General features: G+C 73.2%; 21 protein-coding genes. 13 read left to right on the forward strand and 8 right to left on the reverse strand.

The genetic code is table 11. The annotated features are described in order from the left end of the window. Positions 1 to 273 precede the first annotated feature (273 nt). Entirely contained in the window at positions 274 to 1,485 is a 1,212-nt protein-coding gene (locus ACFC51_RS28570) for a phosphatidylserine/phosphatidylglycerophosphate/cardiolipin synthase family protein (protein WP_376531592.1), read from the forward strand. Between the two features lie 139 nt (positions 1,486 to 1,624). Next, positions 1,625 to 2,056: a hypothetical protein gene (locus tag ACFC51_RS28575; RefSeq protein WP_376368981.1), complete on the forward strand. Its 432-nt coding sequence runs from the start codon at positions 1,625 to 1,627 to the stop codon at positions 2,054 to 2,056. A gap of 150 nt (positions 2,057 to 2,206) precedes the next feature. Here the strand turns inward: ACFC51_RS28575 and ACFC51_RS28580 are convergent, their stop codons facing one another. Beyond that, positions 2,207 to 3,160 (reverse strand): MerR family transcriptional regulator, encoded by a 954-nt coding sequence (locus ACFC51_RS28580; RefSeq protein WP_376531654.1) that lies wholly within the window; start codon positions 3,158 to 3,160, stop codon positions 2,207 to 2,209. A gap of 98 nt (positions 3,161 to 3,258) precedes the next feature. Here ACFC51_RS28580 and ACFC51_RS28585 point away from each other — a divergent pair, with 98 nt between their 5' ends. From ACFC51_RS28585 to ACFC51_RS28610, 6 genes are all read left to right on the forward strand, one after another. Beyond that, positions 3,259 to 4,866 (forward strand): alpha/beta fold hydrolase, encoded by a 1,608-nt coding sequence (locus ACFC51_RS28585; protein ID WP_376531594.1) that lies wholly within the window; start codon positions 3,259 to 3,261, stop codon positions 4,864 to 4,866. A gap of 67 nt (positions 4,867 to 4,933) precedes the next feature. Further along, on the forward strand, positions 4,934 to 5,296 hold the full coding sequence (locus ACFC51_RS28590) for a hypothetical protein (protein WP_376373104.1): 363 nt from the start codon (positions 4,934 to 4,936) through the stop codon (positions 5,294 to 5,296). 137 nt (positions 5,297 to 5,433) lie between these two features. Continuing rightward, entirely contained in the window at positions 5,434 to 6,699 is a 1,266-nt protein-coding gene (locus ACFC51_RS28595; RefSeq protein WP_376531596.1) for an NAD(P)/FAD-dependent oxidoreductase, read from the forward strand. A gap of 11 nt (positions 6,700 to 6,710) precedes the next feature. Further along, positions 6,711 to 7,940 carry a lycopene cyclase family protein gene (locus ACFC51_RS28600; protein WP_376531598.1) on the forward strand — a complete coding sequence of 410 codons (1,230 nt, stop codon included), beginning with the start codon at positions 6,711 to 6,713 and terminating at the stop codon, positions 7,938 to 7,940. Next, positions 7,937 to 8,671, forward strand: a complete 735-nt coding sequence (locus ACFC51_RS28605; protein ID WP_376373112.1) for a class I SAM-dependent methyltransferase — start codon at positions 7,937 to 7,939, stop codon at positions 8,669 to 8,671. The genes ACFC51_RS28600 and ACFC51_RS28605 overlap by 4 nt, the downstream gene beginning before the upstream one ends. Then, positions 8,668 to 10,230, forward strand: coding sequence for an FAD-dependent oxidoreductase (locus ACFC51_RS28610; RefSeq protein ID WP_376373115.1), 1,563 nt, complete (start codon positions 8,668 to 8,670; stop codon positions 10,228 to 10,230). Before ACFC51_RS28605 ends, ACFC51_RS28610 begins: the two co-directional genes overlap by 4 nt. A 3-nt stretch (positions 10,231 to 10,233) precedes the next feature. Here ACFC51_RS28610 and ACFC51_RS28615 read toward each other — a convergent pair whose 3' ends face one another. From ACFC51_RS28615 to ACFC51_RS28635, 5 genes are all read right to left on the reverse strand, one after another. Continuing rightward, entirely contained in the window at positions 10,234 to 11,241 is a 1,008-nt protein-coding gene (locus ACFC51_RS28615; protein ID WP_376373117.1) for a DUF5914 domain-containing protein, read from the reverse strand. Then, on the reverse strand, positions 11,238 to 12,224 hold the full coding sequence (locus tag ACFC51_RS28620; RefSeq protein ID WP_376373120.1) for a phytoene/squalene synthase family protein: 987 nt from the start codon (positions 12,222 to 12,224) through the stop codon (positions 11,238 to 11,240). The genes ACFC51_RS28615 and ACFC51_RS28620 overlap by 4 nt, the downstream gene beginning before the upstream one ends. Then, positions 12,221 to 13,756 carry a phytoene desaturase family protein gene (gene crtI / locus ACFC51_RS28625; RefSeq protein ID WP_376373123.1) on the reverse strand — a complete coding sequence of 512 codons (1,536 nt, stop codon included), beginning with the start codon at positions 13,754 to 13,756 and terminating at the stop codon, positions 12,221 to 12,223. The genes ACFC51_RS28620 and crtI overlap by 4 nt, the downstream gene beginning before the upstream one ends. Beyond that, positions 13,753 to 14,889 carry a polyprenyl synthetase family protein gene (locus ACFC51_RS28630; protein ID WP_376373125.1) on the reverse strand — a complete coding sequence of 379 codons (1,137 nt, stop codon included), beginning with the start codon at positions 14,887 to 14,889 and terminating at the stop codon, positions 13,753 to 13,755. The genes crtI and ACFC51_RS28630 overlap by 4 nt, the downstream gene beginning before the upstream one ends. A 206-nt stretch (positions 14,890 to 15,095) precedes the next feature. Next, positions 15,096 to 15,584 carry a carboxymuconolactone decarboxylase family protein gene (locus tag ACFC51_RS28635; RefSeq protein ID WP_376373128.1) on the reverse strand — a complete coding sequence of 163 codons (489 nt, stop codon included), beginning with the start codon at positions 15,582 to 15,584 and terminating at the stop codon, positions 15,096 to 15,098. Between the two features lie 121 nt (positions 15,585 to 15,705). Here ACFC51_RS28635 and ACFC51_RS28640 point away from each other — a divergent pair, with 121 nt between their 5' ends. Both ACFC51_RS28640 and ACFC51_RS28645 read left to right on the forward strand, forming a co-directional pair. Further along, a complete protein-coding gene (locus tag ACFC51_RS28640; RefSeq protein WP_376373130.1) occupies positions 15,706 to 16,707 on the forward strand; it encodes a pirin family protein in 1,002 nt (333 codons plus the stop codon). Further along, entirely contained in the window at positions 16,704 to 17,042 is a 339-nt protein-coding gene (locus tag ACFC51_RS28645; RefSeq protein ID WP_376373132.1) for a GNAT family N-acetyltransferase, read from the forward strand. Before ACFC51_RS28640 ends, ACFC51_RS28645 begins: the two co-directional genes overlap by 4 nt. 61 nt (positions 17,043 to 17,103) lie before the next feature. Here ACFC51_RS28645 and ACFC51_RS28650 read toward each other — a convergent pair whose 3' ends face one another. Then, a complete protein-coding gene (locus tag ACFC51_RS28650) occupies positions 17,104 to 18,642 on the reverse strand; it encodes a glycoside hydrolase family 43 protein (RefSeq protein ID WP_376531600.1) in 1,539 nt (512 codons plus the stop codon). 443 nt (positions 18,643 to 19,085) lie between these two features. Between ACFC51_RS28650 and ACFC51_RS28655 the strand changes: the two genes are divergently transcribed. Next, entirely contained in the window at positions 19,086 to 20,975 is a 1,890-nt protein-coding gene (locus tag ACFC51_RS28655) for an ABC transporter ATP-binding protein (protein WP_376531602.1), read from the forward strand. Positions 20,976 to 21,176: 201 nt separating this feature from the next. Here the strand turns inward: ACFC51_RS28655 and ACFC51_RS28660 are convergent, their stop codons facing one another. Continuing rightward, positions 21,177 to 21,647, reverse strand: a complete 471-nt coding sequence (locus tag ACFC51_RS28660) for a GNAT family N-acetyltransferase (RefSeq protein ID WP_376373137.1) — start codon at positions 21,645 to 21,647, stop codon at positions 21,177 to 21,179. Between the two features lie 169 nt (positions 21,648 to 21,816). On the opposite strand from ACFC51_RS28660, the gene ACFC51_RS28665 reads away from it, so the two are divergent. Then, on the forward strand, positions 21,817 to 22,752 hold the full coding sequence (locus tag ACFC51_RS28665; protein WP_376531604.1) for a polysaccharide deacetylase family protein: 936 nt from the start codon (positions 21,817 to 21,819) through the stop codon (positions 22,750 to 22,752). A 220-nt stretch (positions 22,753 to 22,972) separates the two neighbouring features. Next, complete coding sequence (locus ACFC51_RS28670) at positions 22,973 to 24,388, forward strand: NAD-dependent succinate-semialdehyde dehydrogenase (RefSeq protein WP_376373143.1); 1,416 nt, start codon at positions 22,973 to 22,975, stop codon at positions 24,386 to 24,388. Positions 24,389 to 24,464 lie beyond the last annotated feature (76 nt).

Genomic DNA, 24,464 nt, shown 5'->3' on the forward strand with positions numbered 1-24,464 from the left:
CTCCGTACACGGCTCGCGTGAGGCCCGCGCCGGGCGCCGTCGTCGTCACGGAGTGGACGGGACCCTCCGGCTCCGGTTCCTGCCCGGCCCGCGTGCACGGGCGGGGCCCGGGCGGGGAGTCCGGCATGGAGGAACGCTCCGGGCGGTGTCGGTCCGCGCACGGGCGGCGTCGGCCATCTCACCCGGGCCAGAGCCATACTGGCGGCTCCCGGGGGTAGAGGGCCACGAGAGTAGGGCCGCCGTGCCCATTGCCCACAATTCACCAGGTGAGAGATGTCCAGCCACATAGATGAGAGAACCGCGCACGACAGACCCGACGAAGCCTTCCACGAGGAGCGCACGAAGCGGCTGCGGCGGCGGCTGGAGCGCCTGATCGGCATCGCCGCGACCGAGGGCAACAAGCTCGTCCCGCTCCGCAACGGGGACGAGATCTTCCCCGCGATGCTGGCCTCCATCCGTGGTGCCGAACACACCGTGGACATGATGACGTTCGTGTACTGGCGCGGGGACATCGCCTGCGAGTTCGCGGAGGCGCTGGCCGAGCGGGCTCGCGCCGGAGTCCGGGTGCGACTTCTGCTGGACGGCTTCGGGTCCCGGCTGATCGAGAAGGACCAGCTGGCGCTGATGGACGAGGCCGGGGTGGAGGTCGCGTGGTTCCGGAAGCCGCTGTACCTCTCTCCGCTCAAGCAGAACCACCGCTGCCACCGCAAGGTCCTGATCACCGACGAGGAGACCGCGTACACCGGCGGCGTGGGGATCGCCGAGGAGTGGTGCGGCGACGCCCGTGACGAGAACGAGTGGCGGGACACCCATGTGCGGGTGCAAGGTCCCGCGGTGGACGGTCTGGCCGCCGCGTTCGCACAGAACTGGGCCGAGTGCCACGACGAGCTCTTCACCGACCGCGACAGGTTCGTGGACGCCACACGACACGGCGACTCGGTGGTCCAGGTGGTGCGCGGATCGTCCAGCTTCGGCTGGCAGGACATGCAGACCCTGCTCCGCGTCGTACTGGAGTCCGCGGAGGAGCGGATCCGGCTCACCACCGCGTACTTCTCGCCCGATGCGTACTTCGTCGAGGTGCTGTGCGCCGCCGCCCGCCGGGGTGTGACGGTGGAGATACTGCTCCCCGGGCCGCACACGGACAAGCGCGTGTGCCAACTGGCGGGCCAGAACTTCTACGAGGACCTGACCGCCTGCGGCGTGAAGATCTACCAGTACCAGCCGACCATGATGCACACCAAGGTCCTGACGGTGGACGGTATCGGCTCGCTGATCGGATCGACGAACTTCAACCGCCGCTCGCTCGAGCACGACGAGGAAGTGATGCTCGCGGTGCTCGATCGGGAGTTCACCGCCACGCTGGACGGCCACTTCGACGACGACATGAAGAAGAGCACCCTGATCGACGGGAGCCGGTGGAAGCGCCGCTCAGTCGTGCAGCGTGCGCGGGAGGCAGCGGTCCTGCCGATCCGGCGCTGGCTGTGACGCCCGCGTTCGTGTGCGCGGGAGATCAAGGCGCCGTCCTCGCCCGTCTCCCCATCACTCGGTTCTCCGGGGGTGTGACGGCCCCGGGCGGGGGCATACGGGCTGTCACCTGCCGTTTGTCAGGTGAAGGGAGTGGACCATGAGCGAGTCTGTCGGAACACGGCCGGAGACGACCGCGGTGGTGACGGAGCCCGTGCCCGATCTGCAGCTCCAGTTGCTGATCCAGCTGCTGGACAGAGAGCTGCGCTCCAGTCTGCCGATCACCCTCGCTCTGCCCGGTGGCGTTCTCCACGGAGACGTGATCGGCCACGAGGCGTGGAAGGCCGACTGGGCGCGGAGCCTCCGCCAGGTGGAGGGTGAAGGGGCGAACCTGATCGCGGAGTTCCCGGAGACGGTGGACCAGGGGATCAGGGAGCTGGGGGCCGACGAGGAGGGTGCCACGCACCTGCCGCGCTGGATTCATCTCAGAGACGCCACCCTGGTCCTCGGCGGGACGGGATCCCTGCGGCTGCCCCTGTGGCGCGGACGCCTGGCCGATGTGTCGGGATGGGCGCTGGGACGCCCGCAGTGAGGTAGGACGCAGCACGGGAGAGCCGACGCGCCGGTGGCACACCGGCCCGTCGGCTCTCCGTCGTCCGGACGGGCTCACAGGTCCGGCGAACCACTCGGCTCCGGTCACCCCACCAGACCTTCGACGCCACGTACGGCCGGATCCGCGGGCCTACGAGCGCGCCGCCTCCGCCTCGGCGTCCAGGGCGGCACGGAGCCAGTCGTGCGCCGCCCCGGCGGTCGGCTCGGGCGGGCCACCCGGGGGTCCGGTCAGCTCGGCCGTCAGCTCCCAGTAGCGGTCGATACGCGGGTCGGCCGCGAGCTGCCGCGCGAGGACCCTGCGGAAACCGGGGGTGTCCGCGGTGGTGCCGGCGCTCGTGTACGCGTCCACGAAGGCATCCAGCGCCTGGCCCGGACAGGGCTCCCTGTCCTGCCGCATCTCGGTCGCCGCCAGGCCGTACGCCTCGGCCAGCCCCGCGTAGAGCACGGCCGATTCCCTTGCGCCCGCGGCCCGGTGCGCGTGGGGCTGGGTGGGCCCGGCGTTTTGGTCGCAGGGGCGGGACACCATGGCGTACAGCTGGGCGAAGGCGAGCACCTGGTCCGGCGCGGGATCCTCGGGCGGCTGCGGGACCGCCACGTCGAGGAATGCGGTGACCGAACGGGCCGGCATCCGCGGCGGCAGCCAGCCGCGCCAGAACCGGGCCAGGGGCCCGGTGTCGGGGGGCGCCGTCACCGCGCCGACGAGGCGCAGCCGGGCGGGGCGTTCGGCGGCCGGACACTCCTGTACGGAGCGGAGGGCCGCCTCCCTCCAGCGCAGGGCGCGCAGATGGGTTCCGAGGGTCCGCAACTGCGCGGCGACGGCGTCCTCCAGGGCTCCGCCGGCGCGCCCGGCGGTGTCCTCCTCGTCGAGGACACGGCGCACGACGGAGACCGGCAGGTCCATGGAGCGCAGCGAGCGGATCATCCGGAGCCGCTCGAGGGAGCCGGGCCCGTATCTGCGGTGCCCGCCCGCACTGCGGGCCGCCTCGGGGAGCAGGCCGCCGTCCGAGTAGAAGCGGACCGTCTTGACGCTGACCCCCGCGCGCTCGGCGAGCTCGCCGATGCCCCACAGCCCGTCGTGCGGCATGACCACTTGAACCTCCCTCAGGGGGAGTTCCTACGGTACCCGTGCAGGGACCGGGTGTCCGGGCCCGTCCGACGGACGACTTCGTGCGAGGAGAGACCATGAGCACCTTCATCCTGGTGTCCGGGATGTTCACCGGCCCCCATGTCTGGGAGGAGACCGCCGCCCGGCTCACCGCGACGGGGGCCGCCGTCCACGCGGTGGCGCTGACCGGGCTGGGTGGCGCCCGTCCCCCGGCCGGCACGGACGTCGACCTGGAGACGCACATCGCGGACGTCCTCGCGGTGATCGACTCGGTCGGCCGGGCCGAGGGCGAAGGCCGGGCCGAGGGCGAAGGCCGGGCCGAGGGCGAAGGCCGGGCCGGGAGCGAAGGCAGGACCGAGGGCGAAGGCAGGGCCGGGAGCGAGGAGATCGTGCTGGTCGGCCACGACTACGGCATCCATCCGGCCGTCGGTGCCGCCGACCGGCGGTCGGATTCGATCGCCCGGATCGTATGCCTGGACTCCGGGCTGCCGCAGAACGGTGTCCCGGCCCTGGCGGCGGTGGCCGACCAGGGGCTGCGCGAGGCTGCCGTGGACGCCGCGCAGGGGGCGGGGGCGTCCCTGCCGCCTCCCCCACGTGACGGCTGGCGGCACTGGGGCAGCACCGTGGGCGTCCCCGACGCCGCGCTGGACCGTCTCACCGCGCTCGCCTCGCCGCAGCCGCTGGGCACGCTGACGCAGCCGCTGCGGCTGACCGGGGCGGCGGCCACGGTGCCGATGACCGGAGTGCTGTGCACCGGTGGCGGAGCGAGCATCGCGATGGTCCAGGCCCGTGCGGATCTCGGCGAGCCGGTCCTTCGGGCGCTGGCCGATGCCCGGGTGGCCTTCCTCGAACTGCCCACGGGTCACTGGCCGATGCTGTCCGCCCCCACCGAGCTCGCCGTGACGCTGCTGAGGGCCGCGGCGGGCGAGGGACGGCGGCTGACTCCCGTGGACGCGGCGCGGCAGCCCGCGCACCTGCGGCCGTTCCTGCTGGAGGTCCCCGAGGTCCCCCGTGAGCGGGCCGGCCACGTCGACCTGTACGTGCCGCCCTCGGCCGAGGGCCCGCTGCCCGCCGTCGTCTTCGTCCACGGCGGTCCGGTTCCGGCCGAGGCACGGCCGACCCCCCGCGACTGGCCGCTCCTGACGGGGTACGCACGGCTGGCCGCCGGCCGCGGTGCGGTGGGCGTGACCCTCGACCACTCTCTGCACTCCGTCGACGACTACGCACGGGCCGCCGGCGACCTGGCGGCCGCGGTGGAACAGGTGCGGGCCGATCCGCGGGTGGATGCGGACCGGATCGCCCTGTGGTTCTTCTCGGGCAGCGGTCCGCTCACCGCGGACTGGCTGGGGAAGCCACCGTCGTGGCTGCGCTGCCTGGCGGCCAACTACCCGATCATGGCCGCGCTGCCGGCCTGGGGGCGGATCGGCAGCCGTTTCAGCCCGGCGGAGGCGGTCGCCCAGGCGGGTTTCCTGCCTCTCGTGCTGGTGCGGGCCGGGCTGGAGGCGGCCGAGATCGCGGCCACCGTCGCGGAGTTCCTGGCTGCGGCGGACGCGTGCGGGGCGGACATCGAGGTGGTCGACGTACCGGACGGCCATCACACGTTCGAGGCCGTCGACCCGACCGACGCCTCACGTGACGCCGTGCACCGGGCGATGCGCAGCGTGCTGCGGCATCTCAGGGCATGAGCGGCTCCAGCGACGCACCGTGCGGGGACACCTCGCGCGGCTCGCCCTCGCCCGGCACAATGACGGCATGACGCACCGTCCCTCCCGAGCGGCCGTGGGCTCCTCGTACTCCTTGTGGTCGCGGGACTCCCTCCTGTCGATCGGGTCCGTCGGCTCCGTGCTCTCCATCGGTTCGGTGGGCAGTGCCCTGTCCGTCGGCTCCATCGGTTCCTCCCTGTCCGTGGGCTCGATCGGCTCCGGCATGTCCGTGCTGTCGGCCGGATCCCTGCAGAGCACCGGGAGCGTCCTGTCCGTGCAGTCACGGTGGTCCCTGCTGGCCGCGGGCTCGTCCCGCCCGTTCGCCTCGCGCAGCACGCTCACGGCGCTCGGTCTGGGCTGCCTCGCCGTGGCCGGGGCGTTCGCCCTGCGCACGCGGGGCGCCGGGCGCTGACCCGTCCGGACCGTACGGCGCGGGTCCGTACGGGGCACCCGAAGGGGCGGTCCCGGGGGCGGCTGCTGGCTTCGGCGTCCGGAACGTGATCGGGTTGACAGCCCGTCAGCCGTACGGGACCGAGCCGAGGGACACGGATGACGAACCGACAGCACCCCCCGCCACCGGACGTCGTCGTCGTGGGCGCCGGTCTCGCGGGACTGGCCTGCGCACTCGACCTCAGCGCCGAAGGCCTGCGCGTGGAACTGCTGGAGGCCTCCGACGGTGTGGGCGGCCGGATGCGCACGGACCACAAGGACGGCTTCCTCCTGGACCGCGGCTTCCAGGTCTTCAACACCTCCTACCCACAGGTGAAGAGGCGGGTAGACCTGCGTGCGCTGCGGCTGCGCCCGTTCACGCCGGGCCTGATCGCCCGGACGTCCTCGGGACGGGTACGCGTCACCGATCCCACGAGGCGCCCCGGGGACGCGGCCCAGCTGCTGCCGGGACGTGTCCTCCCGGCGCGGGATCTCGCCGCTCTCGCCGCGCTCACCGCCCGTGACACCCTGATCCCCGCGAAGCGGCTGGGGCGCATGCCCGACCGCACCGCGTCGGAGGCGCTCGTCCGCGCCGGGCTGTCACCGATGGCGGTCGAGGACCTCCTGCGGCCGTTCCTGTCCGGGGTGTTCCTGGAGGAAGGGCTGGAGACCTCCGCGCGCTTCATGCACCTGGTGTGGCGGAGCATGGTGCGCGGCACGCTCTGCCTGCCCGCCCGCGGCATCGGAGCCGTGCCGTCCCAGCTCGCCGCCGGCCTCCCCGAAGGGGCTCTCCGGCTCGGCTGTCCCGTCGCCGAGGTCACGGACACCGGGGTGCTGCTGGCCGACGGCGGCGAGCGCCCCGCCGCCTCCGTGGTCGTGGCCACGGACGCCGCCACGGCCGCCCGGCTGCTCCCCGGGTTGTCGGTACCGGGCAGCCGTACGGTGACGACGTACTACCACGCGGCCACACGGTCACCGCTGACCGAGCCGACCCTGGTCGTCGACAGCGGGCTCGCCGTCCTGAACAGCTGTGTCCTCACCGAGGTCGCGCCCTCCTACGGTCCCCCGGGCACGGCCCTGGTGTCGACGTCCGTCCTCGGCGGGGGTCCGCCCGGCGGCGAGGAGACGGTCCGTGCCCGGCTCGCCGACCTGTACGACACGGACACGGGCGACTGGGAGACGGTCGCCGCCTACACGGTTGAAGGTGCCCTGCCGGCCATGCTGCCCCCCTGGCCGCTGAGCCGCACGACCCGCTTCGCGCGCGGCCGTCACGTCTGCGGGGACCACCGCGCCACCGGATCGGTGCAGGGCGCGCTGGCCTCCGGCAGCAGGGCCGCACGCGAGGTGCTCACCGACCGGGCGGCCGCGCGGACCCCCAGGACGTGACGGGTGGGCGCGTGACCGTGACCGGGCAGGCCCGGACCGGAGGGGTCCGGGACCGTGTGGACCACGCCGTGATCGTGGGCGGCGGAGCCGCCGGGCTCTGCCTCGCCCACTGGCTCACCGGGGTGGGCACGGGTGTCACGCTCGTGGAGGCCCCCGAAGGACCGCTGCGCCCGGCGGAGCGCACCTGGTGCTACTGGGAGGCGGGCACCGGCCCGTTCGAGGAGGCCGTCACCGCTTCCTGGCAGCGGCTCCGCGTGCGCGGCCCGGACGGTGCGGTGATCGAGTCGGACCCAGCGCCGCTCCGGTACCGCATGGTGCGCTCGGGCCCGTTCGAACGTCTGGTGCACTCCCGTCTGGCGGCCTCCCCGGTCGGCCGTCTGGTGCGTGCCACCGCCCACGAGGTGCGCGACACACGGGACGGCGGCGAGGTGCACTGCACGACGCCGGGCGGGCGGCCGCTCGTCCTGCGCGGCAGGTACGTCTTCGACTCGCGTCCCGTGCGGGTCGTCCCGCCGCACCGCACGCTGCTGCTCCAGCACTTCCGGGGCTGGTTCGTGCGCACCGCCTCGCCCCGCTTCGATCCCGGGGTGGCCGATCTCATGGACTTCCGGGTCCCGCAGCCCCGCCACGGGCTCGCGTTCGGCTACGTCCTGCCCCTCGCCCCGGACCGGGCGCTGGTGGAGTACACCGAATTCTCCCGGGCCCCGCTCACGACGGCCGCGTACGACACCGCCCTGAGCCAGTACACCGCAGGCGTCCTGGGACTGGGCGGGTTCGCCGTGGAGTCGGCCGAACAGGGGGTCATCCCCATGACCGACGCGCGGTTTCCGCGCAGGGCCGGGCGGGCGGTCTTCCGTATCGGGGCGGCCGGGGGCGCCACCCGTCCGGCGACCGGCTACACCTTCGCCGCCGTGCAGCGTCAGAGCCGGGCCGTCGCGGAGGCGCTGCAGCGGGGCCTGCCGGGCATGCCGCCGCCGCACGGGCGCCGTGCGCTCGCCATGGACGCCGTGCTGCTGCGCGCCCTGGACACCGGGCGGGTGGACGGCCCGCGCTTCTTCACCGAGCTCTTCCGCCGTGTCCCCATGGAACGGCTGCTGCGCTTCCTCGACGGCGGCAGCACGCCGTGGGAGGAGTTCTCCATCGGTCTGCGGACCCCCGTGGGCCCGATGCTCCGCACCGCGGCCGAACTCCCCTTCCTCGCCCGCCGGTCCACCGGCCGACCTGAAAAGAGCCACCGATGACCCTGCTGCGGGACCACGACCTGGCGCGCGCCTTCGATCACGCCTCGTACTCCTACGACCGGCTCACGGCACTGAACCCGGGCTACCGCTCGGACCTGTTCCGCTCGGCGCACCGCCTCCGGCTGCCCCGTGGCGGACGGGGGCTGCGGGTGCTCGACCTGGGCTGCGGGACGGGCGCGTCGACGCGGGCCCTGCTGAGGGCGGCCCCGTACGCGAGGATCACGGCGGTCGACGCGTCCGCCGGCATGCTGGAGCGGGCGCGCGCCAAGCGCTGGCCCCGGAACGTCCGCTTCCTGCACCGGTCCGCCGAGGAGCTGGCCACCACCGACGACGACGGTTCGTACGACGCGGTCTTCGCCGCCTACCTCTTCCGCAACGTCGCCGAACCCGGTGAGATCCTCGAAGCCGTGCGCGGGCTCCTGCGTCCCGGCGGCCGGTTGCTGGTCCACGAGTACAGCCTCAGCGGTTCCCCCACGCACCGGGCCCTGTGGAACGCGGTCTGCCGGGGGGTCATCGTCCCCGCGGGCACCCTGACCGGGGACCGGGAGCTGTACCGCCATCTGTGGCGCAGCGTCCTGGCGTTCGACTCCGCGCCCGTCTTCGCGGAGCGGATCGCCCGGGCCGGGTTCCCGTTCGTGCGGACGGTCCCCGTCGGAGGCTGGCAGACCGGCATCGTCCATGTCTTCCTGGCCCGGAGCGGCGTGGGACCCGCCGGGGCGGGGGCGTCGTGAGTGGCCGCGGGTTCCGTCCGGACGCCCGCCGGCACGGACGCGACCGCCGCGCGGAGGTCCTCCTGCCGGAACCGGGCCGTGCGCGGTTCACCGGTGACGCCCCCTCGGCCGCGGTGGTCGGTGGCGGCATCGCCGGCATCGCGGCCGCGACCGCCCTGGCCGAGCGCGGTGTCCGCGTCACCCTGTACGAACAGGGGCAGAGCCTCGGCGGGCGGCTCGCCGGGTGGCCCGTGCACCTGGCCGACGGGTCGGCGGCGACGATGAGCCGCGGCTTCCACGCCTTCTTCCGCCAGTACTACAACCTGCGCGGCCTTCTGCGGCGTACGGACCCCGGACTCGCGTCGCTCACCCCGCTGCCGGACTACCCTCTGCGCCACCGCGACGGCCTGGCGGACAGCTTCGCCCGCGTCCCGAGGACCCCGCCGTGGAGCGCGCTCGGATTCGTCGCGCTCAGCCCGGCGTTCGGCTGGCGCGACCTCGCCGCGATGAACCCCCGCGAGGCCCTGCCCCTCCTCGACGTACGGGTCCCCGAGGTGTACGAGCGGTTCGACGGGGTGAGCGCCGAGGACTTCCTGCGCCGGATCAACTTCCCCGAGGCTGCGCGTCACCTGGCCTTCGAGGTGTTCTCCCGGAGCTTCTTCGCCGACCCGCGCGAGCTGTCCGCCGCCGAGCTCCTGCTGATGTTCCACATCTACTTCCTCGGGTCCTCCGAGGGACTCCTCTTCGACGTGCCGGCCGAGCCGTTCCCTCAGGCCCTGTGGGAACCGATGGGCTGCTATCTGCGGCAGCTCGGCGCCCGGGTGCGCACCGGCTCGCCCGTGCTGCGTGTCCGCCCGGCCACGGGTGGAGATCTGACGGTGGAGACCGAGGGGGCGGCCCACCGCCACCAGGCGGTGGTGCTGGCTCTCGACACGAACGGCCTGCGCCATGTCGTCGGCGCGTCGGAGCAGCTGGGTGAGGCGTCCTGGCGCGCGGACATCGCCTCCCTGCGCACGGCGCCTCCGTTCCTCGTCTCCCGGCTGTGGCTGGACCGCCCCGTGCGCGCGGACCGTCCGGGGTTCCTGGGGACCAGCGGATACGACGGTCTCGACAACGTCAGCGTCCTCGACCGCTGGGAGGGCGAATCGGCACGCTGGGCCGCCCGTACGGGCGGGTCCGTGGTCGAGCTGCACGCCTACGCCGTCGACGTGCGGGAGGAGAGGAAGGCGGTCCGCGGCCGCATGATCGACCGGCTGCACGAGGTCTACCCCGAGACCGCCGACGCCCGCGTCGTCGACGCCCGCCACGAGTGGCGCGCCGACTGCCCGGTCTTCTCCGTGGGCGGCTACCCCCGCCGGCCGGGCGTCCGCACCGCCCACCCCCGCGTCACGCTGGCGGGCGACCTGGTGCGCACCGGGCTCCCCGTCGCCCTCATGGAGCGCGCGGCGACCTCGGGATTCCTGGCCGCCAACGCGCTCCTCGCCGGATGGGGCGTCCGGGGGCAGGTGCTCTGGACCGTCCCACGGGCCGGGCGGTCCCGGGCCCTGCGAGCCCTCGCCGGCCTGGCCGCCGGGGGCTGAGGCTCAGCCGGGGAAACGCCCGGTGCTCCGCAGCGTCCAGCGGCGCTCGGCGTAGGCGAGATCGTCACGCCACAGCCGGCCGGCCGTACGGCGCATCAGGGGCCGCAGGGCCGGCGCGGCGGCGCGTGCGAGGGCGAAGCCCCGCCGGTCCGAGGAGGCGACGACGGCTTCGACCACCGCCGTCCGCGGTTCGGTGGCGCCGGGCGCGGTGAGCGGGGTCGCATGCGTCTCCACCACCGAACCGGCTCCCTCGCCGTCCGTGATGTGCATGACCACCGTCCGCGGTCCGGGGGCGGTGAACACGGCGCGCACCGGCACCATCAGCCGGCCGGCGACCTTGAACGACACATCGACCGCGAAGGCGTCGTCCGCGCCGTCCTCGGGAGTGCCCGACACCTCCAGGCCGACGAACGCGTACGGATGGAACCAGGAGCCGTGCCACGGGTCGAGCCGGTTGGCGACCACGTCCTCGGGCTCGCAGCGCCCGGCGGTGGTGAACACCGCCTCGACCGCGCCCCGTCCCTCCGGCCTCACCGGCACGACCGGTCGCTCCAGCGGCTGTTCGCCTCCGGCGGAGTCGAGCCGCACCCAGACCAGCACCCCGTCGTCGTGCACCGGATAGGGCACCCAGCCGGCGAACGGGGTCCCGTCCAGGGCGAGTCCGTGCCAGTGGCACCGCAGCGTCCCGCACGTCACCCGGCTGTCGCGCAGGGGTGCCCCCAGATGGGGGCACTCCCCCGGGCCGGCGTGCAGCGTGCCGTCCTGCGAACGCCACAGGACGATTTCGACCCCGGCGACCGTCCTGCCGTACGGACGGTCCCGTCCCAGGGTCGCGCGGGAGGACCCGACGACGTACCAGTTGCCGGACGGCCGTGCCTGGGCCCGCTTCAGTGCTCCGGCGATCACGGCGGGTGCCGCCCGGCGCCAGGTCGGCGTCTGTCCCTCCCAGCGGGGGACGCGCCGCAGGCGCAGCGGCGGGGTCCAGTCCGTCCGTCTCCGTCGTCCGCTCATCGCAGGGATCCCTCCGCCCCGGCGGCCGCATCCTGCACCGCGGCGGGCGGGCCGGTCCGCATCCGCGCGCCCAGGATCCGTACGAGCCCGCCCGCGGCGGTCACGGCCCGCCGCCTGCGCGGCACCACGGCGCGGCGGTGCAGCACCCGGTAGTCGTCGGCGGCGACCGCGTCGAGGATGCCCCGGTAGAGGACGAACGCCGTGCGGATGCAGGGCCGTACCCGCGGCTCCAGCATGGCGATGCCCGGCTCCGCCTCTCGGTAGACGGACCGGATCATCGTGTCGGCTTCGGCGAACGCGGCCCGGATCCGCGGGTCGTGACGACCGGTGCGGCGGCTCCACTCCAGCAGCCGGCGGTCCACTCCGTGGGCGGCGAGCAGGTCCGCGGGGAGGTAGACGCGTCCGCGGTCCAGGTCCTCGCCCACGTCCCGCAGGAAGTTGGTCAGCTGGAAGGCCACTCCGAGGGCCGCCGCGTGCGGAGCGGCCACCTCACGGGCCACGACCGTCCCGAGCACGGGCAGCATCTGGAGCCCGATCACCGCCGCCGAACCGTGCATGTAGCTCCGCAGGTCGTCGTACGTCGGATAGTCCGTGACCGTCAGGTCGCTGCGCATGGAGGTGAGGAAGTCGGCGAAGAGCCCGTGGTCGATGGCATAGCGCCCGGCCGTGTCCGCGACGGCCCTGACCACCGGCTCGTCACCACCCCCGGTGCGCAGCCCGTCGGCCAGGTCGCTCTCCAGCAGGCGCAGCAGGCGGTCGCGTTCCTCCGGAGGCTGCCGGCGGTCCAGGTCGTCCACGATGTCGTCGGCCCAACGGGCGAAGCCGTACAGCGCGTGCACGGCGGGCCGGCGTTCGACGGGCAGCAGCCGGGTGGCCAGGAAGTACGTCCGGCCGTGCTGGGCGTTGAGCCGCCTGCACCGGGCGTACGCGGCGCGCAGGGCGGGCGCGGTGATCCCGGCGGCGTCCAGTTCACGTCGGTTCATCGGCTCTGCCTCTCGAGGACGGGGCGACGGCGGCGCACGCGCGTCGCGCGGACGGGGCCCGTGATGCGGGCCGCGGCGAGCTTGCCGCTGACGAGGACGGTGGGGACGCCGACCCCGGGGGTGGTTCCGCATCCGGCGAGGACGACGTTGTCGTGGCCGCGTACGAGGTTGCGGGGCCGGAAGGGGCCGGTCTGCGCGAAGGTGTGCGCCACGGAGAAGGGGGTACCCGCCGCGTGGCCCTGGGCCGTCCAGTCGGCCGGGGTGACGAGCAGTTCCTGCTCCGTGGACGCCTCGAAGCCGTCGAGCCCCCGGCGTTCGAGCTCCATCAGCAGGCTGTCCCGGTAGCGGGGACCCAGGCCGTGCCACGTTGCCGCCGACGGGCCGGTCGTGGTGTTGGGGCACGGGGCAAGGACGTAGTGCAGGTGCCTGTCCCGTGGGGCGAGCGACGGGTCGTGGGCCGTCGGCCTGGTGATGAGCAGCGACGGGTCGCTCATCAGGCGTCCGGTGCGGGTGAGCTCGTCGAAGGTTCCCTCCCAGGCGGCGCCGAAGGAGAGCGTGTGGTGAGCCAGTTCCGGCCAGGTGCGGTCCGTGCCCGCGTGCAGGACCACGGCCGAGGGCGCGTGGCGCAGCGGCACCGGGCGGCGTGGTGCGCGGCCCAGGAGGCGGTGGACGACGGGGAGGTCCGGCGTCAGGACGACGGCGTCGCAGCTGATCCGTTCGCCGGATGCCAGCCGTACGGCACGCACCCGTCCCGCCGACTGCTCCAGCGCGTCCACCTCGGAGGACCATCGGAACCGGCATCCGGCGTCGGCAGCCGCGTCCGCCATGGCCCGGGGGAGCGCGTGCATGCCGCCCTTGGGGAACCAGACGCCCGCGACCGTGTCCATGTAGGCGATGACGGCGTAGGCGGCGAGGGCGCGGGCCGGGGCGACACCCGCGTACAGCGACTGGAAGGAGAACACCCGGCGCAGCCGCGGGTCGGAGAGGAAGGTGCCGATCCGCGGGTCGAGCCGGCCGAAGCCGCCCAGGGCGGCAAGCCGTGCCAGGTCCGGGTGCAGCAGCTGGAAGGGGGAGTCGAAGTTCGTGTCGATGAACCGGTGCATCTGGGCCTGGTACAGCCGCTCCAGCCAGGTCCGCATCCGGCGGTATCCCGCGGCCTCCGCCGCCCCGGCGAACCGGCGCACCTCGGCCTCCATGGCGTCGCCGTCCGTATGGACGTCCAGCCCGCTGCCGTCCGCGAAGCGGGCGCGGTAGGCCGGGTGCAGCGGGATGAGCTCCACCCTGCGGTGGAGGCTGTCGCCGACGGCGGCGAACGCCTCGTCGGCGAGGTGCGGCATGGTGAGCACGGTGGGTCCGGTGTCGATCCGGTACCCGCCGAGCTCCACCCGTCCCGCCCGGCCCCCGGGCCCGGCGTCCCGTTCGACCACGGTCACGCTCCGTCCGGCGCCGGTCAGGTGGAGGGCGGCGGCGAGGCCGGACAGGCCGGCACCGACGACCACCACGTGGTCCGTGGGGCCCGGGACGGTCCTCATACGCCCTCCCCGTCGCGGGGGGTGCCGGTATCCACGGCGCGGGCCACGAGCGAGGCGAACTCCCGCCGGGCGGCCTCACCGGCTCCGGAGGCGGCGAAGTGACGCAGGCCGGATGCCGACAGACCGGCGATCTCCTCCTCCACCGCGGCCCGCGCACCCGTTCGTTCCAGAGCGGCCCGGATACGGGGGACCGTCTCTCCCCCGGGCGGAGCGCCCTCCGCGCCGAGGGCGGAGAGGGCGTCGGTGTCGCCGGCCTCGGTGGCGAGCCTGACCGCGACCGCGAGGAGACAGGTGAGTTTGCGCGCCCGCAGGTCCTCGCCGGTGGGCTTTCCGGTGACGTCGGGGTCCCCGAACGCGCCCAGCAGGTCGTCGCGCAGCTGGAAGGCGAGTCCCACGCACTGCCCGGCGGACCGCAGCGCGTCCATGGTGCGGGTGTCGGCCCCGGCCAGGGAGGCGCCCAGGGCGAGCGGCCGCTCCACGGTGTACAGGGCGCTCTTGAGCGTCGCGATGTGCCTGGCCTGGGCGAGGTCGGAGGAACCTGTCGCCTGCGCCCGCACGTCGAGGTACTGGCCTGCCGCCATCTCGACGCGCATCGCCTGCCACTCGTGGTGCAGCCGTTCGCCGTACGGGGAGGACAGCGCGGTCTCGGTGAGCAGGTCGTCGGCCCATGCCAGCGCCAGGTCTCCGGCGAGCACCGCGGCGTTGGCCGACCAGGAGGGGGCGGAGCCGCGCATCCGGCCCGCCCGGTGCATCCGGGCGAAGTCCTCGTGCACGGCGGGTGCGCCCCGGCGTACCGGCGATTCGTCCATGACGTCGTCGTGCACCAGTGCACAGGCCTGGAGCAGTTCGAGGGCGGCGCCGATGCGCAGGGGTGTCCCGGCGTCGCCCGCTCCGCCTGCGGCCATCCATCCGCACCGTACGAAGGCCGTCCGCAGCCTCTTGCCGCCGTTCAGGACGAACGCGGCGACCCTGGAGGCCACCTCGTCGGCGAACACGGTGTCCACCTGCCGCGCTTCCCGAAGCCTCCCGTCCAGGTGTTCCGCGAGGAGGGCGTCGACGGTCACCGTGCCCGACCCCCCGGCGGACCCGCCGGGGCCGGCGGTTCCTGCCCGTGTCGCCCGTGGACCGAGCATGGAGATCCCCTTTCGCCCGCCTGTCCGCTTCCGCGTCCACCGGTGGTGCCGGCCGCGAGAACCGCGGATGTGGCTATCCCTGCCCGGCGCACGGCCCGGTCGGAGCGGAGTTCACCCGGACGGCGGGAGGAAGGACCGCGGGAGGGCGGACGGCTGCCCGGATCGGGATCAGGATCCGGGCAGCGGGAGACGTCGGCCCGGTCGCGTCACTGCCGGGGAACTCCGCGCACGGGGTGCTTGCTCATGACGGAGACCCGGTTGAACGCGTTGATGGTGACGGCCACCCAGATCACGGCCGAGATCTCGTCGTCGGAGAGGGTCCGGCGCGCCGTGGCGTAGGCGTCCTCCTGCAGGGCGGCGTCCGCGGGGTGCGTCGTCGCCTCGGCGAGGGCGAGGGCGGCGCGCTCCTGTCCGGTGAACACCTCGGTGTCGCGCCAGGCGGCCAGTACGCCCAGCCGCTGGGTCGTCTCGCCCGCGCGCAGGGCCGCCCGGGTGTGGACGTCGAGGCAGTAGGCGCAGCCGTTGATCTGTGACACCCGGAGGTTGACCAGCTCGACCAGGGTCCGCGGCAGCCCTGCCTCCTGGGCGGCCGTGCGCACCGTCTCGGCCGCAGCGGTAAAAGCGTGGTACGCCTTCGGGCTCTGCTTGTCGACGTAGACCCGCTTCTCCCCATGTCCCGTCTCCGTGCCGTTCACCCTTGACTCCTCACCGGGACGTGCCGCCCCTCACCGCACCGTGCGCCCGGACGGACCACGGCTTACCATTGAGCATGATTGTTGAACATGAAAGCACCATGGTCGTACAGGGGGTCCATCGATGAGCGTCGCCGAGACGGGCAGCGTCTCCCCGCAGGCGGGCGCCGACGGGCGAGGGGAGCCGTCGGTCCAGCCCCCTGTCGAGGTACTGACGGCCCGTGACGTGCCCCTGGGCGGCCCCCGGGCGATGACCGTACGGCGCACACTCCCGCAGAGGGCGCGCACCCTCATCGGCGCCTGGTGCTTCATCGACCACTACGGTCCCGACGACGTCGCCGGGACCGGCGGGATGGACGTGGCCCCGCATCCGCACATCGGCCTGCAGACCGTCAGCTGGCTGTTCAGCGGGGAGATCGAGCACCGCGACAGCCTGGGCAGCCATGCCTACGTGCGCCCCGGGGAGCTGAACCTGATGACCGGTGGCCACGGGATCAGCCACACCGAGGTGTCCACCCCCGGCACCACGATCCTGCACGGCGTCCAGCTGTGGGTGGCCCTCCCCGAGGAGCACCGGGACACCGGACGGGACTTCCGGCACCACACACCGGACCCCGTCCACCGGGAGGGCGCCTCGATCCGTGTCTTCCTCGGCACGCTCGCCGGGGACACCTCGCCGGTCCCCACCTTCACCCCTCTGCTCGGCGCCGAGATCGTCCTGGACCCGCGGGCGACGGCGACTCTCGACACGGACACCGCTTTCGAGCACGGGCTCCTGGTCGACCAGGGAAGCATCCGCGTGGACGGAACACCGCTGGACCGGGGCGAGCTGGGCTATCTGACCCCCGGCAGAGGAACGGTGACCCTGGCCAACGAGACGGACGCCCCCGCACGTGCGGTCCTCGTGGGCGGGACACCGTTCGGGGAACAGATCGTCATGTGGTGGAATTTCGTGGGCCGCAGCCATCAGGACATCGTCGAGGCGCGCGAGGACTGGGAAGCGGCGTCCGACCGTTTCGGCCGTGTCGACGGCTACCCCGGCGACCGCATCCCCGCTCCCGCTCTCCCCAACGCCGCCCTCGCACCGCGGGGCAACCCGACACACCCGAAAGGCAGTGGACGATGACCCAGGCCGCCGACCCGCTCGTCCGGAACGTGGACGCCAGGCACCGCTACGAGATCCTGGTGGACGACGTGTCCGCCGGGTTCACCGCCTACCGCGACCGCGACGGGCAGCGCGTCTTCTTCCACACCGAGATCGACGACGCCTTCGCGGGCCGGGGGCTGGCCTCCGTCCTCGTGGAGCAGGCACTGACCCACGTACGGTCCTCGGGCATGCGGATCGTGCCGGTCTGCCCCTACGTGGCGAAGTTCCTCAAGAAGCACGAGGAGTTCGCCGACCTCACCGATCCGGTCACGCCCGACGTCCTCCAGTGGCTGGAGACGGCCCTGGCCCGCTGAGCCACCATCCCGTGCGGGTCCCCGGCCGACGCGACGGCGGCCGGGGACCCGCACGGCACCGTCAGGCCGGACGGAGCTCGAACCAGTCGAACGCCGCGGTGCCCCGGGTCGCGTACATGCCGACGACCCGGCCGGTGAAGCCTCCGGCGACCTCCGTGGTCAGGTAGCGGCCGTCGAGTTCGGCGAGGACCTCGAAGGTCCCGTCACCGGTCTCGTACCCCAGACGGAAGGTGTCGGGCCCGCCCGTGCGCAGCCCGGACAGCGCCGTGGCGTCGGAGCCCTCGGGCCGTACCGTGACGGTGGGCGGCAGGACGTCCGTGGTGGTCACGTCGATCCGCAGCGTCACGGGGCCCGGTCCCACGGCCCGTTCGGCCACCGTCGCCCGCAGCGGGCCGATGCGGGCGACGGCGCGCACCAGGCCGCCCTCCGCCTCCACCTGGTAGTGGTGCGCCTCGTCGAGCCGTACGGCGAGGCCGCCCCGGCCCCCCTCGCCGACGTCGGCCCGGGTGCGGGCGACGCAGTCGGGCTCCGCCTGCCTCCACCCCACGAACAGCGCACCGGGTTTCTCCAGACCGTCCGCCCGCGCGTGCAGCACCAGGTGGCCCGGCCGCTCGTCGAGGCGTACGGCGGCCGGGTCGTGCCGCCTCGGCGCGACCCAGCGGGGGGCGAGCACCGGGGCGTCGAAGTCGTCCCGGTCCGGCTCGGCCGGCCAGGGGTGCGGCTCCATGTCCGGCGCCGGGGCACGGAGCTCCAGCGGGCCCGGCAGCGGCCACCCGTCCTCCCACCGCACCGGCACCAGGAACGTCTCCCGGCCCATCCCGTGGAACTTCGGGGTGTCACCACGCGGCCGGGTGCCCAGCAGGACCATCCACCACGTGCCGTCGTGCGCGTGCACCAGATCGCCGTGGCCCGTGTTCTGCACCGGGTGGCCGGTGCTGCGGTGCGACAGGACGGGATTGTCCGGGTGCGCTTCGTAGGGACCCGTCAGGGTGCGCGCCCTGGCCACCGACATCGCGTGACCACGCTCCGTGCCGCCCTCCGACAGCAGCAGGTACCACCAGTCGCCGATCCTGTAGAGGTGCGGGCCCTCGGGATACTGCAGGCCGCTCCCGGACCACATCCCCACCGGCTCGCCGAGCACGTCGCCCGTCTCCGGGTCGATGCGCACGGCGCGGATCCCGTCGTGGGAGAAGACGCACCAGCAGTTCCCCTCGTCGTCCCAGGCCAGATCGGGGTCGATGCCGGGGATGCCGACCGGCACGGGGTCCGACCACGGGCCCGCGGGATCGTCGGCGGTCACCAGGATGTTCCCCTGGCCGGCCACCACCGTGGTGATCATCCAGAAGCGGCCGTCGTGGTGCCGGAGGGTGGGGGCGTAGACGCCGCACGAGGACGGGGCCGTGTCGGGCAGCGACAGCTGCGACGGCCGGTCCAGGGCGTGCCCGATCAGCCGCCAGTTCACGAGGTCCCGGCTGTGCCACAGCGGCACCCCGGGCACGTACTCGAAGCTCGACGTCGCGACGTAGTAGTCCTCGCCCACCCGGCAGATGCTCGGGTCCGGGCTGAAGCCGGGGATCACGGGATTGTCGAAGAACACCATGGTCTGTCCTCAGAGTTCGGGGGCCAGGACCGGAACCCGCGGGCAAGATCGTTGAAGCGCTTCGACGATGGCACCAGGGTGCAGGGGTGTCAAGGGATCGCACGGGACCGGGAGCCTCAACGGCCGGGAGGCACCCTGACGGAGTTCCCGCCTCCGGGTAGCCCTGCGGCGAGATCAGAAAATCGAAGCGCTTCAACGCACCTCGGGACGTAGTGACTCCGTTCCCGGAAACCCCGTACGCCCCAGGCGTTTCAAGCACCGGCGTTTCGGCCAACTCGCACCGCTCGACAGCGGCACCGGTACACCGAACACGGTCCGGAGGCCTTGCCGTTCAAGGGCCCTCGGTCGTCCGGAATCGAGCACGTTCGAATGCGGCGACGCGTCGTTAGGACGTGTACTGCCGAGCCTGCCGGGCGCGGCACGGACATCAGGAGAGATGCAGAGTGACCGTGACCGACCCCTCGGCCGCCCGCGCCGACACCCCTCCCCCTCCCCCTCCGGCCACCATCACCTTCGAGGGCAAACTCGGCAAGAACCCCCTGGCAGGGGCCAGTTTCGGGGCCTTGTGCAGGCGGCTGCCCACGATCCTCGTACACACCGGACGCCGGACCTGGACCGTCGACAGGACCGCCGCCGTGCTCCTCCTCGGGTGCCAGCTCCTCACCGGGAGCGCGGCCGCCGTCGTACTCGCGTTCACCGCGCGGGCCATGGCGCACATCCTGGCCTCCGGGCCCGTCTCCGAACGCCTGCACGCCTCGCTGCCCGATCTGATCGTGGTGGCAGCGGCAGCGGGCGTAGGCCGCGTCAGCGGCGCCCTGTCGTCGTACGCCGACGCCCGGATCACCCCGCTCCTGACGACCGAGGCGGACATCGCGCTCGTCTCCGCCGTGTGCCGCGTCGAGTCGTCCGCGTACGGGGAGGACGGGTTCGCCGACCGTCAGGAGGCCGCGGAGGTCGGCGTCACCCGGACCCGGATGATGGTGCAGGACGCGCAGCGGTTCATGTCGGCCCTGGTCCGCATGATCGCGGCAGCCGGAGTCATCACGGCGCTGCACTGGATGATGATGCCGCTGCTCCTGCTCGCCGTGCTTCCCGCCGGCTTCGGTGCCGTGCTGGCCGCCCGGGTGGACTACGAGACCCACTACACCAACGTGGCCGACCGCAACGTGCGTTCCATGATGCGCTGGTGGGCCACGTACTCCCGCCACGGGGACGAGGTCCGGGCGAACGGCATGACCGGCTACCTCGTCCACTGGTACCGCGCCCTCTCCGACCGGATCGACCGGCGCACGCTCGCCGCGGCCCCCCGCATGCTGCGCATCACCCTGGCCACCAGTTCCCTGGGCGGTGTCTTCCTGCTGAGCACCTGGGCGACACTCGCGTGGCTGGCCGTCTCCGGGCGCGTGGCCCTGCCCGTCGCCGCCACTGCGGTCGTCGCCGTCCAGACCGCGCTGGGCGCGCTCTCCCAGTTCGTCGTCCACGGCGCCGCGCTCTTCCACACGTCCCTCTACCTGGCGGACATGGAGACCTTCCTGGAGACGGCGGACGAACGCGCCCCCAAGCGGGGCGGAGCGTCCGTCCCCGACCGGGTGGACGAGATCCGGCTCGACGAAGTCGTCTACCGGTACCCCGGCAAGGACGAGCCCGCCGTGGCGGGTGTCTCGCTCACCCTGCGGCGCGGCGAGATCCTGGCGGTCGTGGGCGAGAACGGCTCGGGCAAGTCGACCCTGACCAGGCTCCTCACCGGCATCCTGCTGGCCGACAAGGGCCGCGTCCTGTGGGACGGCATCGATCTCGCCCAGGCGGACCCCGAAGCCGTGTGGAAGCGCACCGCCCTCGTGCCCCAGAACTTCGCCTGCTGGCCGCTTCGTACACGCGAGAACATCACCCTCGGCCAGCCCAGGACGTACGACGACGGCCCGGTCTGGAAGGCCGTCGACGCCGTCGGCATGCGCGAGGCGGTGGAGGCACTGCCGCAAGGGCTCGACACGCTGCTGGCACGGGAACTCTGGGGCGGGGCCGAGCTGTCCGGCGGTCAGTGGCAGCGGCTGGCGTGCGCACGGGCGCTGTACCGGCGGACCCCGTTGCTGATCCTGGACGAGCCGACGTCGCAGATGGACCCGCGCGGGGAGCACCAGATCTTCCTCGAGATCAAGCGGATCGCAGCCGAGTGCATGACCATCGTCGTCACCCACCAGCTCGAGAACACCCGGCTGGCCGACCGTGTCGTCGTCCTGCGCGAGGGACGCGTGGTCGAGCAGGGCACCTACGAGGAACTCGCGCACGCGGGAGGCCTGTTCGCCGAGCTCCTCGCCCTGGCCAAGGACCGGTAGGAGGAGCCCCGCCCGCGGTGCCGTCGAGGTCCCGGGCGGGAGCGGGCCGGACGGCCGGACGACCGCCCTCCCTCGATCGTCGCGGAGGAGGGCCTGCCGTCCGGGCCCCGTTCCTGGGACCGGCGCTCCCGCCGGCCCCAGGAGCGTGAACAGCCGTCAGTTCCGTGAGGAACAGCTGTCCGTTCCGTAAGGGGACGGCAGTCAGCGCAGTTCCAGCTCTCCCACCGTCTGGTCCCCGCTCGTCTCCCCCGTCGGCCGGAACCCGAGTCCCAGGTAGAAACCCTCGGGACCGCCCTCGCCCGGGTGCCAGGTCGTGGTCAGGCGGGTGCCGCCGCGGCGGCGGATCTCGGCGGCCACGGCCTCGACGGCGAAGCGGCCGTATCCCCGCCCCTGTTCACCGGCCGCGATGTTGAGCCGCCACAGTCCCGAGCGGATGTCGGCGCCCGTGCCGTCGCCCGCGAAGTCGATGCCGAGGAAGGCCATGAGGAAGCCGACGGGCCGGTCACCGTCGAAGAGGAGCCGGGGCCAGGCGATGTCCGGGTGCACGTACGCCTCGGCCAGGGACTTCACGACCGGAGCGACCAGGTGCTCCTGGTCGGGGCGGACCTTCAGGCCGATCGCCTGGTCGATGTTGGCTGCGGTGACCGGTTCCAACCGGAGCGGAGTCGTCATCCCAGAACCGTAGAACGCAGGTCAAACTCTTTTTCCGGTGCGCCCCGCCGCACGGACGGCCCCCAGCTCCGCGCGGGCGCCCCGCGACGGGGCAGGAGCAGGGCCCCGGAAGCCGCGGAGCACGAGAATCCACGTGCGCGGTCACCGGGGAGAGCCTCAGACTGCGCGCATGGATGGACGCGCCTGCGAACCCTCAGCCCCGACGTCTCCGCCGCACGGCGTCCCCGGGTTTCCGCCCGATGCCCGCCTCCTGATCGTCAACTGCGACGACTTCGGGATGTACTCCGCGGTCAACACCGCGGTGATCGAGTCGGTGGAGGAGGGAATCGCAACGTCCTGCAGCCTCATGACGGTGTGTCCGGCGGCGGAGGACGCCATGCGACGGCTCCGCCGGAGACCCTGGATTCCGTTCGGCATCCATCTGACCCTCGTGTGCGAGATGCCTCGGCACCCCTGGGGCCCTCTGACCAGCAGGGAGAAGGTGCCCTCACTGCTGGATCCCTCCGGCGACCTCTTCGAACCGACCCCGGCAGGGCGGGCCGCACTGCTCGGCCGGGCCAGGGCCGAGGAGGTGGAGACCGAGTTCCGCGCCCAGATCGATGCCGTGGCCGACGCGGGGCTCTCCCCGACCCACCTGGATTTCCACTGCCTGGCGGACGGCGGACGCGACGACATCCTCGACCTCACCGTGGGACTGGCCGCGGAGTACGGCCTCGCCGTACGCGTCTGGCTGGAGCCGGGCCTGAGCGCGATGCGCCGGCGGGGGCTGCCCGTCGTCGATCACCCGTTCCTCGACAGCTTCTCCCTCGGGACCGAGAACAAGCCGGCCCGGTACGGCCGACTGCTGCGCGACCTGCCGCCCGGACTCAGCGAGTGGGCCGTCCATCCGGGGCTGGACACCCCGGAGGCGCGGGCCCTCGACAACGGCTGGCAGGTGCGGCACACGGACCATCTGTTCCTGACCTCACCGGAAGCCCGGGAGGCTGTGGCCCGGGAGGGCATCACGGTGCTCGACCACCGGGCCCTTCAACAGGTCTGGGCCCGGGGCATCCCGGCTCCGGGTTTCACTGCGGGGCAGGACGGACAGGCGCGGAAGGGGTGCTGAATTCCGGGCCACTCGGCGTGGAGCCACGCCCCGGGGCATGTCCGCCGCCCGTCACCATGTGCGGAGCGTGCGGATTCACGCACGCCGCGTACCCGTACAGCCATCAGGGCGTATCGACCTGTTTGCCCCGATTGATGTCGGGTACCCCGCAGAGAGGACGGAATCCAGCACTCCGCCGCGCGACTCACCTGTCCCCTCACCACGTCGTTCTGGAGTCTTCATGTCGGATCAGCGCAAGAGCGCCTTCGCCACCGTCAACCCCGCCACGGGCGAGACACTCGCAGAGTTCCCCGCGATCGAGGGCGAGGAGGTCGACGCCGCCCTCGACACGGCGGACCGCGCGTTCGGCGCGTGGCGCGCGCGGCCGGTCGAGGACCGTGCGGCCGTGGTCGGACGAGCCGCCGAGCTGATGAAGGAGCGCAAGGAGTCCCTGGCCCGGATCATCACGCTGGAGATGGGCAAGCTGATCTCCGAGGCGCGCGGCGAGGTCGATCTGGCCGCCTCGATCCTCACCTACTACGCGGAGCACGGTCCCGGCTTCGCTGCGGACGAGCCCCTCGACGTCGCGGAGGGCGAGGCGTATCTCGTCAACGAGCCCCTCGGTGTCCTGCTGGGTGTCATGCCCTGGAACTTCCCGCTGTACCAAGTGGTGCGCTTCGCAGGGCCCAACCTCGTGCTGGGCAACACCGTGCTGGTCAAGCACGCGGGCATCTGCCCGCAGTCCGCGCTGGCCCTGGAGTCGCTGTTCCAGGACGCGGGGGCACCGGCCGGCGTCTACACCAACCTGTTCGTGAGCCATGACGAGGTCTCCCGCATCATCGACAGCCCGCTCGTACGCGGGGCCTCGCTGACGGGCAGCGAGAAGGCGGGCGCGCAGGTCGCCGAACGGGCCGGGCGGAACATGAAACCCAGTCTGCTGGAGCTGGGCGGCAGCGACGTCTTCATCGTGCTCGACGGCGAAGGACTGGAGCGCACCGTCGGCGCCGCGGTCGCCGGCCGGATGGCCAACACCGGGCAGAGCTGTGTGGCGTCGAAGCGGTTCATCGTCGTGGCCGAGGTGTACGACGACTTCGTGGCGGGGATGCGCCGGAGCTTCGAGGCACTCGCGGCCGGTGACCCCTCCGACGACTCGACGACCCTGGGTCCGCTCTCGTCGGAGCAGGCGGCCGCGGACCTGGTGGACCAGATCCGCGAGACCGTGGACCAGGGCGCCGAGCTCGTGACCGGCGGCCGCCGCCTCGACCGCCCGGGCGCCTATGTCGAGCCGACGATCCTCACCGGCGTCAAACCCGGGATGCGCGCCTATGGCGAGGAGCTGTTCGGACCTGCCGCGGTCATCTACCGGGTCGCGGACGAGGACGAGGCGGTGGCCCTCGCCAACGACAGTCAGTACGGCCTGGGCGGGTCCGTGTTCTGCGCGGACGTGGAGCGGGGCCGCCGCGTGGCGGAGCGTGTGGAGACGGGCATGGTCTGGGTCAACCACCCCACGTCCACCCAGCCCGACCTGCCGTTCGGCGGGATCAAGCGTTCCGGATACGGGCGGGAGCTGTCGAAGCTCGGCATGCAGGAGTTCGTCAACCGAAAGCTGGTCCGGATCCTGCCCCCGGACGCGGAACTGCGCGGAATCGCCGGCTGAGGCGCGGGCAGGCACCCGCGCCCGGGGGCGTGTCCGACCTCCGGCCCGGACCGGCCCTCGCATCGCCCACACCCCG

This window comes from Streptomyces sp. NPDC055962 (assembly GCF_042270185.1).
In the GTDB taxonomy this organism is placed as follows: Bacteria; Actinomycetota; Actinomycetes; order Streptomycetales; family Streptomycetaceae; genus Streptomyces.

Bases quoted from the DNA above. Each gene is read 5' to 3' on its own strand.
- ACFC51_RS28645 (WP_376373132.1), top strand. From the start codon at position 16,704: ATGACCCAGGCCGCCGACCCGCTCGTCCGGAACGTGGACGCCAGGCAC.
- ACFC51_RS28650 (WP_376531600.1), bottom strand. From the start codon at position 18,642: ATGGTGTTCTTCGACAATCCCGTGATCCCCGGCTTCAGCCCGGACCCG.
- ACFC51_RS28605 (WP_376373112.1), top strand. From the start codon at position 7,937: ATGACCCTGCTGCGGGACCACGACCTGGCGCGCGCCTTCGATCACGCC.
- ACFC51_RS28670 (WP_376373143.1), top strand. From the start codon at position 22,973: ATGTCGGATCAGCGCAAGAGCGCCTTCGCCACCGTCAACCCCGCCACG.
- ACFC51_RS28595 (WP_376531596.1), top strand. From the start codon at position 5,434: ATGACGAACCGACAGCACCCCCCGCCACCGGACGTCGTCGTCGTGGGC.
- ACFC51_RS28580 (WP_376531654.1), bottom strand. From the start codon at position 3,160: ATGCCGCACGACGGGCTGTGGGGCATCGGCGAGCTCGCCGAGCGCGCG.
- ACFC51_RS28585 (WP_376531594.1), top strand. From the start codon at position 3,259: ATGAGCACCTTCATCCTGGTGTCCGGGATGTTCACCGGCCCCCATGTC.
- ACFC51_RS28640 (WP_376373130.1), top strand. From the start codon at position 15,706: ATGAGCGTCGCCGAGACGGGCAGCGTCTCCCCGCAGGCGGGCGCCGAC.
- ACFC51_RS28665 (WP_376531604.1), top strand. From the start codon at position 21,817: ATGGATGGACGCGCCTGCGAACCCTCAGCCCCGACGTCTCCGCCGCAC.
- ACFC51_RS28570 (WP_376531592.1), top strand. From the start codon at position 274: ATGTCCAGCCACATAGATGAGAGAACCGCGCACGACAGACCCGACGAA.
- ACFC51_RS28630 (WP_376373125.1), bottom strand. From the start codon at position 14,889: ATGCTCGGTCCACGGGCGACACGGGCAGGAACCGCCGGCCCCGGCGGG.
- ACFC51_RS28660 (WP_376373137.1), bottom strand. From the start codon at position 21,647: ATGACGACTCCGCTCCGGTTGGAACCGGTCACCGCAGCCAACATCGAC.
- ACFC51_RS28615 (WP_376373117.1), bottom strand. From the start codon at position 11,241: ATGAGCGGACGACGGAGACGGACGGACTGGACCCCGCCGCTGCGCCTG.
- ACFC51_RS28575 (WP_376368981.1), top strand. From the start codon at position 1,625: ATGAGCGAGTCTGTCGGAACACGGCCGGAGACGACCGCGGTGGTGACG.
- ACFC51_RS28590 (WP_376373104.1), top strand. From the start codon at position 4,934: ATGACGCACCGTCCCTCCCGAGCGGCCGTGGGCTCCTCGTACTCCTTG.
- ACFC51_RS28620 (WP_376373120.1), bottom strand. From the start codon at position 12,224: ATGAACCGACGTGAACTGGACGCCGCCGGGATCACCGCGCCCGCCCTG.
- crtI (WP_376373123.1), bottom strand. From the start codon at position 13,756: ATGAGGACCGTCCCGGGCCCCACGGACCACGTGGTGGTCGTCGGTGCC.